We start from the raw sequence: 13,739 nt of genomic DNA on the forward strand, positions 1-13,739 counted from the left end.
GTGGTGGTCGCTACACGTGGGGCAGACGCCGCGGTGGCGGAGAAGGGGGCGCCCCTTTCTGGGCACGGCCGGCGTCAGTACAGCTGTGGAAGCACCAGCAAGGGCGAGAGTGGAGTCGATGAGAGCCGATCTGATCAGCAGGGCGCAGGCCGGGGACGGCGACGCGTTCCGGGCGTTGACCGAACCGCACCGCCGCGAGTTGCACGTGCACTGCTACCGGATGCTCGGCTCGTTCCAGGATGCCGAGGACGCTCTCCAGGACAGCCTGTTGTCGGCCTGGCGAGGTCTCGGGACGTTCGAGGGCCGCGCCTCGATCCGTACCTGGCTCTACCGGATCGCCACGAACAGATGCCTCAGCGCGCTGCGCTCGGCCACCCGGCGTCCGGCCAAGGAGTGGGACATCCCCGGTATCGAACCGCCGGAGCCGACCCGGCTCGGCGAGGTCGCCTGGCTCGAGCCGTATCCCGACGAGCTCCTCGAGGACGCGACCAATCTGCCGCTCGGTCCGGAGGCCCGCTACGAGCAGACCGAATCCATCTCGCTGGCCTTCGTGACCGCGCTGCAGCTGCTGCCGCCACGTCAGCTCGCCGTGCTTGTTCTCCGCGACGTGCTCGGATTCCACGCGCGCGAGACGGCCGACATGCTGGACACGACCGTCGACTCGGTCAAGAGCGCCCTCAAGCGGGCGCGGGTCGGGCTGCAGCAACGGCGGTCCGAATCTCCGGTTCCAGGATCGCCTGCCGAGGATGCGCTCGTCGCGAAGTTCGTCAGCGCGTACGAGTCGGCCGACATCGCTGCGTTGGTGGACCTGCTGACCGATGACGTGTTCATGTCGATGCCGCCGCTGCCACTCGAGTACCAGGGGCGGGATGTCGTGGGCCGCTTCTGTTCCGACCTGTTCGGGACAGGCCGCAGGTTCGACCTCGTGCCGACCCGAGCCAACGGGCAGCCGGCGTTCGGGATCTATCTGCACGCTCCGAGTGGCGTCCGCCACGGCACCGGCCTCCTTGTCCTCACTGTTGCCGGCGACCGGATCTGCGCAATGATCCGTTTCGAGAACAGTGTTTTCCCGTCGTTCGGGTTGCCGAGATCACTGCCCGGACCGCGGGACTTGGGATAGCTCCGACGTGGTGTGATGAACGCGTGCAATCGCTGGAAGAGATCGCGGCCGATGTCAGGGCCGGCAAGTTGGATCCTGTTGAGCTGGTCCGTACTGCGCTGATCCGGGCCGAGGACACTGCCGAGACGAATGCCGTCGTCCACCTCGACGCCGACGGAGCCTTGCAGCGCGCGGCACGTCACGACCGGAGTGGTGCGCTCGCCGGTGTGCCGGTCCTGATGAAGGAGATCGTCGAAGTCGAGGGCTTGCCGTACCGTTGCGGGTCGGCGTCGATGGACGAGGTCGGGCAGCAGGACGCTGACGTCGTACGCCGGTTGCGGGCGGCCGGCGCGATCATCATCGGGCTGAGTCACACGCATGAGTTCGCATACGGGTGCACGGGTACGTCGAATCGGCTCGGGCCTTGCCGTAATCCGCACGACTTGGCGCGGATGACGGGTGGGTCCAGTGCAGGCGCTGGTGCTGCGGTGGCGGCGGGGGTGGTTCCGTTGGCGATAGGGACGGATACGGCTGGGTCGGTGCGGATCCCGGCGGCGTTGTGCGGGGTGGTTGGCTTCAAGCCGGCGTACGGGACGGTGTCGGCCGACCGGGTGTTCCCGTTGTCGCAGAGTCTTGACCATGTCGGCGTACTGACCTCGACTGTTGCCGATGCGGTCTATGCGATGTCGGTGCTTTCTGACACTGCGTTTACGGGGGCTCCGCCGGTACGGCTTGGTGTGGTGACCAATCCGGAGTACCTGGATTTCACGGACGAGGTTGGTGCGGCGTGGACGGCTGCGTTGGGTCGTCTCTCGGCGGCGGGCGTGGAGTTGGTCGGCGTTGAGTTGCCGGACTGGGGAGACAGCTTTACTACCGCCGCTCATATCCAAGGTCCGGAGGCGGTCGCGAATCACGCTGGACGGTCGATGGCGCAGTACCAACCCGACGTCCAGGAGCGGCTCCGCGAGGCCGCCGAGGTCACGCCCGCGGACTACGACGCCGCCGTTGCGAGGGCGATCGAGATCACGGCAGAGATGGAGCGCGTCCTCGCCGGGGTGGACGCCGTACTCACCCCGACCGTTCTCTGCACGGCACCACTGATCGCCGACGCCGCCACACCCGAAGGCAGCAAGGCGATCCGATCCCAGCTACTCAAGAACACCCGCCTGGCCAACCTCACCAAACACCCAGCCGTCAGCCTCCCGCTCCCCACCGAAGGCCTCCCCGTCGGCCTCCAACTCATCGCCCCCACCAACAACCAAGCCGCCGCCACCGCCCACTGGCTCGAATCCCAACTGTCGTAGGCCAGGTTTCGCCGTGAGGAGAAATCGGTTGCCGTCACACCTCGGTGTGGGAAAGGCGACAGGATCGCCCTCGAGTATGAGGGTAACGGCGACACCTTCGGCACGGATGCGGAGTGGGTCAACGATCACTGATCTGGTGCCGGGGTGGAAGGTTGCGGACTTCTACCCCGGCAACTGCGCTGGTGGGTCAGCGGTAGAGGCGGAGGTCGGCGAGGCTCCACCAGTGGTCACTGGTGGAGGTTGAGGTGACGCGGATGTATCTGGCGAGGGTCGGGTGCAGTGTGATGGTCGTGAGCTGGCCGGTTGAGTTGCCGGTGGTCGGCTTGGACCAGTGGGTACCGTTGTTGCTTACAGCAACGTTCCAGGTCGCGGCGAAGTCGCCGAGCTGGCCGCCGCTGTCGAGGGCGAGCTGGCGGAAGACGCGAGGCGAGCCCAGGTCCACCTGCAGTGATTGACCCGGCGCCTGCGCCTCTTTGCTCGTCCACACCGTCGAGCCGTCGGCGTCGACCGTCATACCTGCCTCGGCGCCGTTGACCGATGCAGTCGCCGTCGCGCCCTCGAGTGAGACCGGCTGCTGCACGTCCGCCGACACCCGTCCCCAGGTGAACGTCGCGATCGAGCCACCGGGCAGCTCGTACTCGAAGGACTTGTCCCCGACCGCCACCGCGAAGCTCCGCGGGTCGTCGTTCTCGTTGTGTACGACGAGAGCCGTCGTACCGTCCGGGTTGCGGAACGCCGCCGACATCAGTTGCCCATTCCACCCGGTCGTCCCGTACGACGTACTGCCGATCCGGACCGCGCCCGCCTTCACGAACTTCGACAGGTGGCCGATCGTGTAGTACTCCGCATCGGTCGTGACCGTGCCGTCCGGTTGCAGCGTGACCAGGCCGGTGCACGTGTCGCAGCCGCCGAGGTGCGGCCCGCCGGTCGAGTCGAGTGCGATGTTCCAGTTGACCACCGACTTCGCCCAGTTCCGGGTGGTGCCGAGCATCAGGTTGCGCGCGTGCCAGGTGAGTGTGCCGCGGAAGATCTGCGGCGGAGTGTCGTCTGGCCCGTGCGATCCGGAGCACTCACTGAACCAGATCCCCTTCGACGGGAACGCGTTGTGCAGTGCAGTCTGGGCTGAGGCGTCGCCGGAGTAGCAGTGGTACGCCGTACCCGCGATCCACTTCGCCGCCGGTGTCTGCAGCAGCTTGTACGGGTAGTCGGTCTCCGGGTCCTCGCCGGGCGGTGTGGACTCGATGTCACCCGGGTGCGTGGTCCAGTTGTGGTCGTAGCCGAGGATCTTCGTCCGCGGACTCGCCTTGTGGAGCAGCGGACCGAGCGCCGAGATCACCGCGGCCTCCTGCCGGACGGGCATGTCGGTGCCTGGGTACGCGCTGGGTTTGCGGTTCTGCGGCTCGTTCTGGACGGAGATGAAGTCGACCGGTACGCCTGCCTTGGCGTATGCCTGCACGAACTTCACCAGGTACCGCGCATAGGCGTCGTACACCGCGGGGTCGTCCTTCAACCGGCCGCCGACGAGCGAGTCGCCGGTCTTCATCCAGGCCGGCGGGCTCCAGGGCGTCGCCATCACCTTCAGCGTGGGGTTGAGCTGCTTGGCGCGGCGGAGCAAGGGGAGGACCTGCTGCTGGTCGTGCCCGATGCTGAACTGCTTCAACGCGAAGTCGGTCTGGCCTGCCGGTACGTCGTCGTACGTGTAATGCTCGGCCTCGGCAGTGAAGTCGGAAGAGCCGACCGGTTGGCGCAGGAAGCTCACGCCAATGCCTTGCTTCTGGTCGAACAGCTTGCGCATTGTCTGCTCGCGGTCCTGCGAGCTCAGGCGATACAGCACGTTCGCGGACGAGTCAGTGATCGAGGCACCGAAGCCGTCCATGGTCTGGTACGACGTCCGCGGGTCGACCGTGATCGTGGTCAGATCGCTCGCGCCGCGCTGGAACGCGACCGGGGTTCGCTCGTGCAAGAGCTCCGCCCGATCCGGCGTCGTCACCCAGACACGCGCCTGGTCGGTCGGTGCGTGCCCGGTCGTGGGATGCGCCTGCGCGGGAACGCTGAGCGAACTAACCGCCAGTGCCAGAGCAACCCCGAATGCCTGCGTCCTCATCGCACTCCTCACATCGACCCGGCAGAAACGGCCACAGACAACGCTTCCCCACAACTTCTGTCAATATGCGGGCCCTGCTGGATCACCCCGCGCGCTCCTGCCATCGCGTGCTCGCGGTCAACGGCTGTTTGTGGACACCTCGTTCGGCGTGGTGACCGTGGCTGGATCGGTGGAACGGTCCGGCAGCGTCGAGCCGTCCGCGGGCTTGGACCTCGCCAGCCACAGGGCGGTGAATACGGCGGCGGCCACAGTGACGGTGCCGGCGGCGACGAAGGCGCTGTTGAGGCCGGTCTCGAAGGAGGCGCCGCCGGATTGCCGGGTGCGGACGATGGCTCCGAGGACCGCCACGCCGAGCACGGCGCCGATCTGCCGGGTGGTGCTGCTGATGCCAGAGGCGAGGCCGCCTTCTTGCGGGCTGACCGCTTGGATGGCGGCGCCCGTCAGTGGGGACATGGTCAGAGCGAAGCCGATGCCGACGACTGCAAGCCGCCACCACACATTCCCGTATCCGGTGTCGGCGTGCACCATGCCCAGCGCCAGCAACCCTCCTCCGGCCAGGGCCAGACCGATGGTGACCACGATCCGGAAGCCGTACCGGGCGGCGAGCCGGCCCGCGAACGGGCTGACCACCACCATGGCAACGGAGGTGGGGAGGGTCTGCAGGCCGGCGCGCAGGATCGAGCTGCCCTGGACGTACACGAAGAACTGGGAGAAGAAGAACGACGAGCCCATCAGCGCGAACCCCACCACGATCATGGCGGTGTTGGACACGGTGAACAGCCGCTGCCGGAACAGCCGCAGTGGGAGCATCGGTGCGGAACGACGCGCTTCGACGGCGACGAAGCCGGCCAGGAGGATCGCCGCGGCGGCGAAGCACGCCAGGATGACCGGTGAGGTCCAGCCGCGGGCGCCACCCTCGATCAGCCCGTAGGTCAGTGCCCCCACCGCCAGAACGGACAGCGCCGTACCCGGGATGTCGATCGCGGGTGCGCTCGGATTGCGGGACTCGCCAAGATGGCGCAGGCCGACCAGCAGCAGGATCACGCCGATGGGCAGATTGACCAGGAAGATCGCGGGCCAGCCGAAGGCATCTGTCAGCACGCCGCCGGCCACGGGTCCGGCGACCAGGCCGATTCCGCTGAATCCGGCCCACAGCCCGATCGCCTTCATGCGTTCCTGAGGAACTGGATAGGCGGCGGCGAGCAGGGCCAGCGAGGCAGGGCTCAGCGCCGAGGCTCCGATGCCCTGCAGCACCCGCCCGCCGATCAGCCAGCCGGCCGAGGGCGCGAGGCTGCACAGCACCGATGCGGCGGTGAACACCACCGCACCGGCCAGATACACCCGCTTGCGGCCGAACCGGTCAGCGAAAACGCCGCCGGTCAGCAGCAGCATGGCGACCAGCAGCACGTATGCGTCGACGATCCACTGCAGACCGGTCAGCTGCGTGTGCAGCCGGTGCTGCATGTCGGGTAGCGCTGCTCCAACAATCGTGTTGTCGAGCAGCACCATGAATTGGCCCAGGCAGGTCACCGTGAGCAGCACGGCCCGGTTCGGTCGACTGCGTACGGCGGCAGGCGATGCAGCCACGGGGATTCCTCTCGCTTGGCGGTTGCGCTCTAACGCAGTTGTTGACTGCGTTAGGCGACTGTAAGGAGGCTACCCCACAAACGCAAGTCATTACTGCGTTAAGGTGGGGGCATGGACGAGCGACAGCGAGCCCGGCGACCCGGCGGGCGCGGCGCCCGCGTCGGTGCGGCGGTGCATCAGGCAGTCACCGACCTGATCAGCGAGCGCGGCTACGGCAACGTCACCGTCGGCGAAGTCGCAGCCCGCGCGGGCGTGGCGGACAGCAGCATCTACCGCCGGTGGGGCAGCCTGGAAGCCCTGCTCACCGACGTGGCGCTCACCCGCCTCAACGCGCGGTCGCCGATGCCCGACACCGGGAGTCTGGCCGGCGACCTGCGCACGTACGCGGCCAACGTCGCCCGCGAGATCACCGGACCCGAGGGTCTGGCGTTGCTACGCCTGGCCGTAGCCCTGTCGAGCAACGGTCAGCAGGGCACGCAGGCGCTCGACGACCTCCTCGCCGAACGCGGCCGGCAACTACAGTCCATGCTCGATCGCGCCCAGGAACGCGGCGAGCACGCCCCCGACGCCCTCGGCGTCCTGGACCACGTGATGGCCCCGATGTACATCCGCGTCCTGTTCGGCCTAGGCCCACTCACCCCCGACTACGTCAACAGCCTCGTCGACCGACTGCTATGACCCCAGCCTCATCCGCCCACGACCTGCGGGACAGCGGGACATCGCCTACCAGGTGCGATGTCCGGAAACAAAGGGTCACCAGGCGACGAAGAGTTTCCGGAAAGCCGTCCAGATCGTTCACCACAGCTGGCGACCCACGCGGTCCAACAGCTGTTCGAGGGTCCACAGGGGCCGCGACACCGCGCTGTACTCGGGGCGGCGGTAGCCGCAAAGGCTTGGGTGGGTGGGAGCGTCTGCGAGCACGTGACGGCAGGAGCGCGCGTGGGGGCGGTTACAGCTTGCGCAACAGGTGGAGGGCTTCTATGGCGTGGGTTACCAGTTCTTTGTCGGTTGACTGGCGGTCGTTTTCCGGGAGGCCGGACCATTCGATGGCGAGGTCTTCGGTGTACGCGAGCCACGCGTGCACTTGCATGTACTCGCCCGACGCCGGTGACTCAGCGACCTCGGGGAGGCCGAGGTACGTCAGGACGCGCTTGGTGAGGCCGGCGCGGGTTTCGTCGTACACCTTGACTGCGTAGTCGTCGCCGCCGGCGGCGCCTCGGACGAAGGAGATGTACGCCGTGCGCCGTCGGGTGATGAACGCGACGAACTGGATCAGCATCTCGTGCAGTTGCTCGTCGGGCGGAAGAGAGTCGTCCGGCTTGGTGACGCGCAGGAGACGACGGCCGGCAGCGGAGATGACGGCGACGTAGTAGTCGCGCTTGCTCGGGAAGTAGTGGAACAGCAGGCTGCGGGAGATTCCGGCCTGCCCGGCGATAGCGTCGATCGACAGCTCGTGGATCGGCTGCGTGCGCAGCATCATCAGCCCGATCCGGACCAGTTGCTTCTTGCGGTCCTCCGCTGACAGTCGGTGATCCATGCTATTGAGCATTGCTTAGGGGCTGAGCTACGGTCAAGGCAACCCGAAGGAGTCTTGATGGGATTCGAACCTTCCGCCCGGGCGCGTGAGCTGATCGGCCGGGTAGCGGAGTTCATCCGGACTGAGATCGAGCCGGTCGAGGCGGAGTTGCAGGCCGCGACCCGGGCGGCCGCCGATCCGTGGCAGCCACAGCCTGTGTTCGCGGAGTTGCAGGCGAAAGCCCGCAAACAGGGACTCTGGAATCTGTTCCTCCCGCCGGCCGAGCCCGGCAACGAGCAGTACGGCGAAGGCCTGCCGAATCTCGACTACGCCCCGATCGCCGAGCTCACCGGCAGGTCGTTCCTGGCGCCGTACGTCTTCAACTGCAACGCGCCCGACACCGGCAACATGGAAGTGCTGCTGCGGTACGGCGACGCCGAGCAGAAGAAGCAGTGGTTGGAGCCACTGCTCGACGGCGCGATCCGGTCCGCGTTCTGTATGACCGAGCCGGACGTCGCGTCGGCGGACGCCACCAACATGGCAGCGACAGCGGTCATCGAGGGCGACGAGGTCGTCATCAACGGCCGCAAGTGGTGGAGCACCGGAGTCGGTCACCCGGACTGCCAGCTCCTGATCTTCATGGGCCTCACCGATCCCGACGCCCCTCGGTACGCGCGGCACACGATGGTGCTCGTCCCCCGGGACACCCCCGGTGTGAAGGTCGAGCGCCTGCTCCCGACGATGCACCGGTACGACGAACCGCACGGCCACGGCGAGGTGTCGTTCACCGACGTTCGCGTGCCGGCGTCGAACATCCTGGTCGGGCCGGGACGTGCGTTCGAGATCGCGCAAGGACGGCTCGGGCCGGGCCGCGTCCACCACTGCATGCGGCTGATCGGCCTGGCGGAGAAGGCGCTCGAGCTCGCGTTGGAGCGCGGCACCACCCGGACCGCGTTCGGTAAGCCGATCGTCAACCTGGGCGGCAACCGGGAGCGGATCGCCGACGCGCGGATCGCGATCAACCAGGCCCGGTTGCTCGTGCTGCAGACGGCGTACCTGCTGGACACCGAAGGGCTGGCGGGTGCGTTGAGCGAGGTGAGCCAGATCAAGGTCGCGGTGCCGCGGATGGCGCAGGACGTGATCGACATGGCGATCCAGTTGCACGGTGGTGGTGGGCTGTCGGACGACTTCCCGCTCGCGGCGGCTTGGACGAGTGCGCGGGCGCTGCGGCTGGCGGATGGGCCCGACGAGGTGCACCGTGGAGTCATCGCCAGGCTCGAACTGGCGTCGTACCTGCCCCGGGAGGTCAAGTGAGCCGCGTCCTCGTCACCGGCGGCGCCAGCGGGCTCGGTGCCGCGCTGGTCGCCCGGTTCGTTGCCGAAGGCCACCAAGTGCTCAGCACGGATGTCGCCGACGACGGTCCGGACGGCGGAGCGAAGTACCGCAGACTGAACGTCCGTAGCGCCGAGGACTGGGCCGCGGCGGTCGAGTGGTGCGAGCAGAACTGGGGCGGCCTCGACATCCTGGTGAACAACGCCGGCATCGCCACCGGCGGCCGGATCGACGTCGAGACTCTCGACGAGTGGGACCGCGTCGTCGACATCAATCTGATGGGTGTCGTCCGCGGCTGCCGTGCGTTCACACCCGTCTTCAAGCGCCAGCGCTCGGGCCACATCGTGAACACCGCGTCCGCGGCCGGCCTGGTCCACCCGCCGATGATGAGCTCGTACAACACGGTCAAGGCCGGTGTCGTCGCGCTCTCGGAGACCCTGTCGCACGAGCTGCATCCGTACGGCGTGAACGTCTCGGTCGTCTGCCCGTCGTTCTTCCGGACGAACCTCGGCGACTCGATCCAGGGCGAGGACACCGCGATGGGCGCGACCGCGCGGCAGCTGATCGAGAAGTCGCCGCGGACGGCCGACGACATCGCGGCCGGGGTGATCACCGGGATCAAGAAGAAGCAGTTCCTGATCATCCCGGACCGGCCGGCGCTGATGGCCTGGCGGACCAAGCGGTTCGCCCGGCCGCTGTACGACCGGCAGATGCGCAAGATCGCCGCCCGGGCCCGCGAGCGCGCCGAGGCCGCCGCCCGTGGGTGATGGCGCGCGGGCGGTCCGCGAGGAGGACTCCTTCGACGTGCCGGCGGTGGACCGCTGGCTCCGGCAGCAGACCGAGTTGCCGGCCGGGTTGCCGGAGGTCAAGCAGTTCTCCGGCGGTGCGTCCAACCTGACCTATTTACTGCGCTACGACGGCCACGACCTGATCCTGCGCCGCCCGCCGGCCGGGACCAAGGCGAAGGGCGCGCACGACATGGGCCGCGAGTACCGGATCCAGGCCGGCCTCAAACCGGTCTTCCCGTACGTTCCGACCATGGTTGCCCACTGCAACGACGACGCGGTGATCGGCTCCGAGTTCTACGTGATGGAGCGGATCGAAGGCACCATCCCGCGGACGTCGGCGCTCGGCGTGGATCTGACCGCCGACCAGACCCGGCAGCTCGGCTACACACTGATCGACACCCTGGTGGAGCTGCACGCCGTCGATGCCGACGCCGCCGGTCTGACCGACCTCGGTCGCGGCCAGGGGTACGTCGAACGCCAGGTCAAGGGCTGGTCGGATCGGTACCGCAAGGCCAAGACCTGGAACGTGCCGAGCTACGAGCGCGTGATGGCCTGGCTGGCCGAGAACCAACCGGCCGACGTCCGTACGTGCGTCATCCACAACGACTTCCGCCTCGACAACGTGGTGCTCGCCCCGGACGACCCACTCCGGGTGGTCGGCGTCCTCGACTGGGAGCTGGCGACCCTCGGCGACCCGCTGATGGATCTCGGCGGCGCGATGGCGTACTGGGTCCAGGCCGACGACGACTGGGCGTTCCGCCGGTTCCGCCTGCAGCCGTCCGACGTACCCGGCATGCTGACGCGGGACGAGATCGTCGCGTACTACGCCGAGCGGTCCGGACTGAAACCGGAGAACTGGGCGTTCTACGAGGTGTTCGGGCTGTTCCGGCTGGCCGTGATCGCGCAGCAGATCTACTACCGCTACCACCACAAGCAGACCCACAACCCACGGTTCAAGACCATGTGGAGGCCGGTCAACCTGCTCGAGTGGCGCTGCCGCCGGATCATGCGGCGGGCCTGATGGCCGTCATCTATCTCGTCCGGCACGCACAGGCGTCCTTCCGCCGGTCAGACTACGACCACCTCTCGCCGCAGGGTGAGGAACAGGCGACCGTGCTCGGCAAGGCTCTGCTCGCCCGCGGGGTGACCGCTGATCTCGTGCTGCGTGGTTCGATGCGGCGGCACGCCCAGACCGCGGCACTCGCGCTCGCCGAAGTGACCGCGGAAGAGGACAAGGGCTTCGACGAGTTCGATCACACCGAGCTGATCGTGGCGCACAAGCCCGCTTACAAGCAGCGTGCGGTGATGCTGGCCGACCTCGCCCGGACCGGCCACCCGGAGCGTGCCTTCCAGCAGATGTTCACCGCCGCCACCCAGCGCTGGGTCGAGGGTGGTGACGGCTACACCGAGACGTTCCGCGCCTTCTGCGACCGGTCCGAAGCCGCAGTACGTCGTACTGCCGAGCGACTGGGCAAGGGCGAGACCGCTGTGGTCTTCACGTCGGGCGGTCCGATCGCGGCGGTGGTGAGCCGGCTGCTGTCTGGTGGCGACGAGCTGTGGTCGCGGCTCAACCCGGTCACGATCAACACCGCGATCACCAAGGTCGTGTCAGGCCGGAGCGGGCTGACTGTGGTGAGCTACAACGAGCACGGGCATCTCGACGGCAGCGAGTTGCTCTCCTACAGATAAGGCTCCCAATGAGACGGAACATCTTGATCACCGGCGCCAGCGCCGGACTGGGGGAGGAGATGGCCCGGCAGTTCGCTGCCAAGGGCCGCAACCTGGCGCTCACCGCGCGCCGCGAGGACCGGCTGGAGGCACTCCGGGCCGAGCTGACCGAGCGGTATCCCGGGCTGACAGTGGTGATCCACAAGCTCGACGTCACCGATCACGAGCACGTCTTCGAGGTGTTCCGCAAGGCCGATGCCGAGCTGGGCCAGCTCGATCGGGTCATCGTGAACGCCGGCCTCGGGAAGGGTGCGCCGCTCGGCACCGGGCGGTTCGACGCGAACCTGCAGACCGCGGAGACCAACTTCGTCGGCGCACTCGCCCAGGCCGAGGCGGCGATGGAGCTGTTCCGGGCGCGGAACGCCGGGCACCTCGTGTTCATCTCGTCCGTCTCGGCGGTCCGCGGGTTGCCGAAGACGGTGACGACGTACGCCGCGACCAAGGCCGGGGTGGCCGCACTGGCCGAAGGGCTCCGGCTGGAGCTGCTCCGCAAGCCGATCAAGGTCAGCACGATCTTCCCCGGGTACATCCGGTCGGAGATGAACGAGCATGTCGCGAACACCCCGCTGATCGTCGACACTGTTCCCGGCGTACGAGCGATTGTCGCCGCGATCGAGGCCGAGAAGGCGACGGCGTACGTGCCACCGTGGCCGTGGAGCCCACTCGCCCGGGTGATGCGGTACGCACCACTGCCGTTGCTGAAGAGGATGATCTAACCCATGCGTTGGGGTCTGACTGTTCCGTTGACCGGGGTGCCGCTGCGCGATCACCGGCCGCTGGTCGCTGAGCTGGCGTCGCTGGGTTACACCGATCTGTGGTCGGCCGAGGTGGCCGGGGCGGACGCGTTCACGCCGCTGGTGCTGGCGTCCGAGTGGGACGACCAGTTGCGGCTGGGGACTGCCGTCGTACCTGTGCACACGCGGGGGCCGGCCGCGTTGGCGATGAGTGCGGCCGCGTTGGCGGAGTTGGCGCCGGGGCGGTTCGTGCTCGGGATCGGGGCGTCGTCGGAGACCATCGTGACCGGGTGGAACGGAATCGCGTACGACCCACCGCTGGCCCGGACCCGCGACGTACTGCGGTTCCTGCGGCAGGCGTTCGCCGGGGAGCGGGTGGACGGGGAGTTCGACAGCTTCACCATCCAGCGGTTCCGGCTGGAGAAAGCGCCGGACGTGCCGCCGGCGATCATGCTCGCGGCGCTGCGGCCGCAGATGCTGAAGCTGGCCGCGCGGGAGGCGGACGGTGCGATCACCAACTGGCTGTCGGCCGACGACGTACGCCAGGTGCGGGCCGAGCTCGGGCCGGACAAGGAGCTGGCCGCGCGGATCTTCGTCTGCGTCACCGACGACGCGGAGATGGCGCGCAACATCGGCCGCTTCCTGATCGCGACCTACCTGACCGTGCCCGGGTACGCCGCCTTCCACGACTGGCTCGGCCGGGGCGCTGCGATGAAGGAGATGCGCGAGGCCTGGGCTGCGGGCGACCGCAACGCCGCGATGGCCGCCGTACCGGTCGAGGTCCTGGACGACCTGATCGTCCACGGCACCCCGGACGAGTGCCGCGACCACATCGGCCGGTACGTCGCCAACGGCTTGGACACCCCGATCATCGCCACCTTGCCGACAGGCACTGACCTACTCGAGACCGCCCGCGCCCTCGCACCGCTCAGTCTGGGCTGACCGAGAAGGCACGGACGCACAGCGGCTCGGGCTGAGTTGCTGGATCACGACGGCACCCGGCACCTTCGCGCCCTTGGTGTAGCCCGACACCTGGACGACGAAGGTGACCTGCGCACCGATCGGCGTCGTCGCGGTGGTCAGCCTGGTCGGTGGGTACAGGTACTGCCGCATCAGGAAGGGGATCACCTGCTTGGCACTCCGACAGGCCAACGCGGTCGCGGCGGTCGGATTGTTGGCGTTGAGCTGAGCAACGAAGGACCGGGCCAGGTCGCCCACGGATGCTTACGGCTCCGGTGATCTGGCGGGCTTCTCGGTGGCCGACGGACCAGTCGTCGGCCTGGGGATGGGCACCTGGACCGTCCTGGTCGGGAGCTTCGGTGACAGGTCTTGCGTCTTGACCACCACCGAGGTGACCTTGGTGGGCGCCGAAGTGGGCGTATGGCGGCCGGAGATCAGCCTGGCGACGAGTACGCCGCCCGTGATCAGGGCCCCGACCAGGAGTGCCACGAGCAGGGTGATGATCAGACCGGCTCGGTTCTTGCGAGGTGGTTGTCCGTAGTTGGGCGCGGCCGGTCCGCCCGGTGGGTAGCTCACCCTGCTCAGTT

14 protein-coding genes are annotated in these 13,739 nt (G+C 68.0%); 9 read left to right on the forward strand and 5 right to left on the reverse strand.

The window, feature by feature from the left end; translation table 11 throughout:
* Positions 1 to 118 precede the first annotated feature (118 nt).
* On the forward strand, positions 119 to 1,120 hold the full coding sequence (locus tag E0H75_RS04510) for a sigma-70 family RNA polymerase sigma factor (RefSeq protein WP_131511734.1): 1,002 nt from the start codon (positions 119 to 121) through the stop codon (positions 1,118 to 1,120).
* A 23-nt stretch (positions 1,121 to 1,143) separates the two neighbouring features.
* Positions 1,144 to 2,403, forward strand: a complete 1,260-nt coding sequence (locus E0H75_RS04515) for an amidase (RefSeq protein WP_238162818.1) — start codon at positions 1,144 to 1,146, stop codon at positions 2,401 to 2,403.
* Between the two features lie 187 nt (positions 2,404 to 2,590).
* Here the strand turns inward: E0H75_RS04515 and E0H75_RS04520 are convergent, their stop codons facing one another.
* Positions 2,591 to 4,507, reverse strand: coding sequence for a glycoside hydrolase family 30 beta sandwich domain-containing protein (locus E0H75_RS04520; RefSeq protein WP_131511735.1), 1,917 nt, complete (start codon positions 4,505 to 4,507; stop codon positions 2,591 to 2,593).
* A 117-nt stretch (positions 4,508 to 4,624) separates the two neighbouring features.
* Positions 4,625 to 6,094 carry an MFS transporter gene (locus E0H75_RS04525; protein ID WP_131511736.1) on the reverse strand — a complete coding sequence of 490 codons (1,470 nt, stop codon included), beginning with the start codon at positions 6,092 to 6,094 and terminating at the stop codon, positions 4,625 to 4,627.
* Between the two features lie 111 nt (positions 6,095 to 6,205).
* On the opposite strand from E0H75_RS04525, the gene E0H75_RS04530 reads away from it, so the two are divergent.
* Entirely contained in the window at positions 6,206 to 6,772 is a 567-nt protein-coding gene (locus E0H75_RS04530) for a TetR/AcrR family transcriptional regulator (RefSeq protein ID WP_131511737.1), read from the forward strand.
* Between the two features lie 271 nt (positions 6,773 to 7,043).
* On the opposite strand, the gene E0H75_RS04535 is transcribed toward E0H75_RS04530, so the two are convergent.
* Positions 7,044 to 7,631, reverse strand: a complete 588-nt coding sequence (locus E0H75_RS04535; protein WP_238162819.1) for a TetR/AcrR family transcriptional regulator — start codon at positions 7,629 to 7,631, stop codon at positions 7,044 to 7,046.
* Between the two features lie 57 nt (positions 7,632 to 7,688).
* Between E0H75_RS04535 and E0H75_RS04540 the strand changes: the two genes are divergently transcribed.
* The 6 genes from E0H75_RS04540 to E0H75_RS04565 are packed head-to-tail and all read left to right on the forward strand — an operon-like array spanning position 7,689 to position 13,134.
* Entirely contained in the window at positions 7,689 to 8,924 is a 1,236-nt protein-coding gene (locus E0H75_RS04540; protein ID WP_131511738.1) for an acyl-CoA dehydrogenase family protein, read from the forward strand.
* A complete protein-coding gene (locus tag E0H75_RS04545; protein WP_131511739.1) occupies positions 8,921 to 9,709 on the forward strand; it encodes an SDR family NAD(P)-dependent oxidoreductase in 789 nt (262 codons plus the stop codon). The genes E0H75_RS04540 and E0H75_RS04545 overlap by 4 nt, the downstream gene beginning before the upstream one ends.
* Positions 9,702 to 10,751 carry a phosphotransferase family protein gene (locus E0H75_RS04550; protein ID WP_131511740.1) on the forward strand — a complete coding sequence of 350 codons (1,050 nt, stop codon included), beginning with the start codon at positions 9,702 to 9,704 and terminating at the stop codon, positions 10,749 to 10,751. Before E0H75_RS04545 ends, E0H75_RS04550 begins: the two co-directional genes overlap by 8 nt.
* On the forward strand, positions 10,718 to 11,419 hold the full coding sequence (locus E0H75_RS04555; protein ID WP_238162820.1) for a histidine phosphatase family protein: 702 nt from the start codon (positions 10,718 to 10,720) through the stop codon (positions 11,417 to 11,419). Before E0H75_RS04550 ends, E0H75_RS04555 begins: the two co-directional genes overlap by 34 nt.
* Positions 11,420 to 11,427: 8 nt before the next feature.
* On the forward strand, positions 11,428 to 12,174 hold the full coding sequence (locus tag E0H75_RS04560) for an SDR family oxidoreductase (protein WP_131511741.1): 747 nt from the start codon (positions 11,428 to 11,430) through the stop codon (positions 12,172 to 12,174).
* A 3-nt stretch (positions 12,175 to 12,177) separates the two neighbouring features.
* Positions 12,178 to 13,134 carry an LLM class F420-dependent oxidoreductase gene (locus E0H75_RS04565; RefSeq protein WP_131511742.1) on the forward strand — a complete coding sequence of 319 codons (957 nt, stop codon included), beginning with the start codon at positions 12,178 to 12,180 and terminating at the stop codon, positions 13,132 to 13,134.
* On the opposite strand, the gene E0H75_RS04570 is transcribed toward E0H75_RS04565, so the two are convergent.
* Together E0H75_RS04570 and E0H75_RS04575 are read right to left on the reverse strand one after the other, a co-directional pair.
* Positions 13,090 to 13,410 carry a hypothetical protein gene (locus E0H75_RS04570; protein ID WP_131511743.1) on the reverse strand — a complete coding sequence of 107 codons (321 nt, stop codon included), beginning with the start codon at positions 13,408 to 13,410 and terminating at the stop codon, positions 13,090 to 13,092. The genes E0H75_RS04565 and E0H75_RS04570 overlap by 45 nt on opposite strands.
* Before the next feature lie 6 nt (positions 13,411 to 13,416).
* Positions 13,417 to 13,728, reverse strand: a complete 312-nt coding sequence (locus E0H75_RS04575; protein WP_131511744.1) for a hypothetical protein — start codon at positions 13,726 to 13,728, stop codon at positions 13,417 to 13,419.
* Between the last annotated feature and the right edge of the window lie 11 nt (positions 13,729 to 13,739).

Source organism: Kribbella capetownensis (genome assembly GCF_004331485.1).
GTDB lineage: Bacteria > Actinomycetota > Actinomycetes > Propionibacteriales > Kribbellaceae > Kribbella > Kribbella capetownensis.

Excerpts from the sequence above, each read along its gene's own strand:
- E0H75_RS04510 (WP_131511734.1), top strand. The coding sequence starts at position 119 with ATGAGAGCCGATCTGATCAGCAGGGCGCAGGCCGGGGACGGCGACGCG.
- E0H75_RS04520 (WP_131511735.1), bottom strand. The coding sequence starts at position 4,507 with ATGAGGACGCAGGCATTCGGGGTTGCTCTGGCACTGGCGGTTAGTTCG.
- E0H75_RS04530 (WP_131511737.1), top strand. The coding sequence starts at position 6,206 with ATGGACGAGCGACAGCGAGCCCGGCGACCCGGCGGGCGCGGCGCCCGC.
- E0H75_RS04535 (WP_238162819.1), bottom strand. The coding sequence starts at position 7,631 with ATGGATCACCGACTGTCAGCGGAGGACCGCAAGAAGCAACTGGTCCGG.
- E0H75_RS04540 (WP_131511738.1), top strand. The coding sequence starts at position 7,689 with ATGGGATTCGAACCTTCCGCCCGGGCGCGTGAGCTGATCGGCCGGGTA.
- E0H75_RS04560 (WP_131511741.1), top strand. The coding sequence starts at position 11,428 with ATGAGACGGAACATCTTGATCACCGGCGCCAGCGCCGGACTGGGGGAG.
- E0H75_RS04565 (WP_131511742.1), top strand. The coding sequence starts at position 12,178 with ATGCGTTGGGGTCTGACTGTTCCGTTGACCGGGGTGCCGCTGCGCGAT.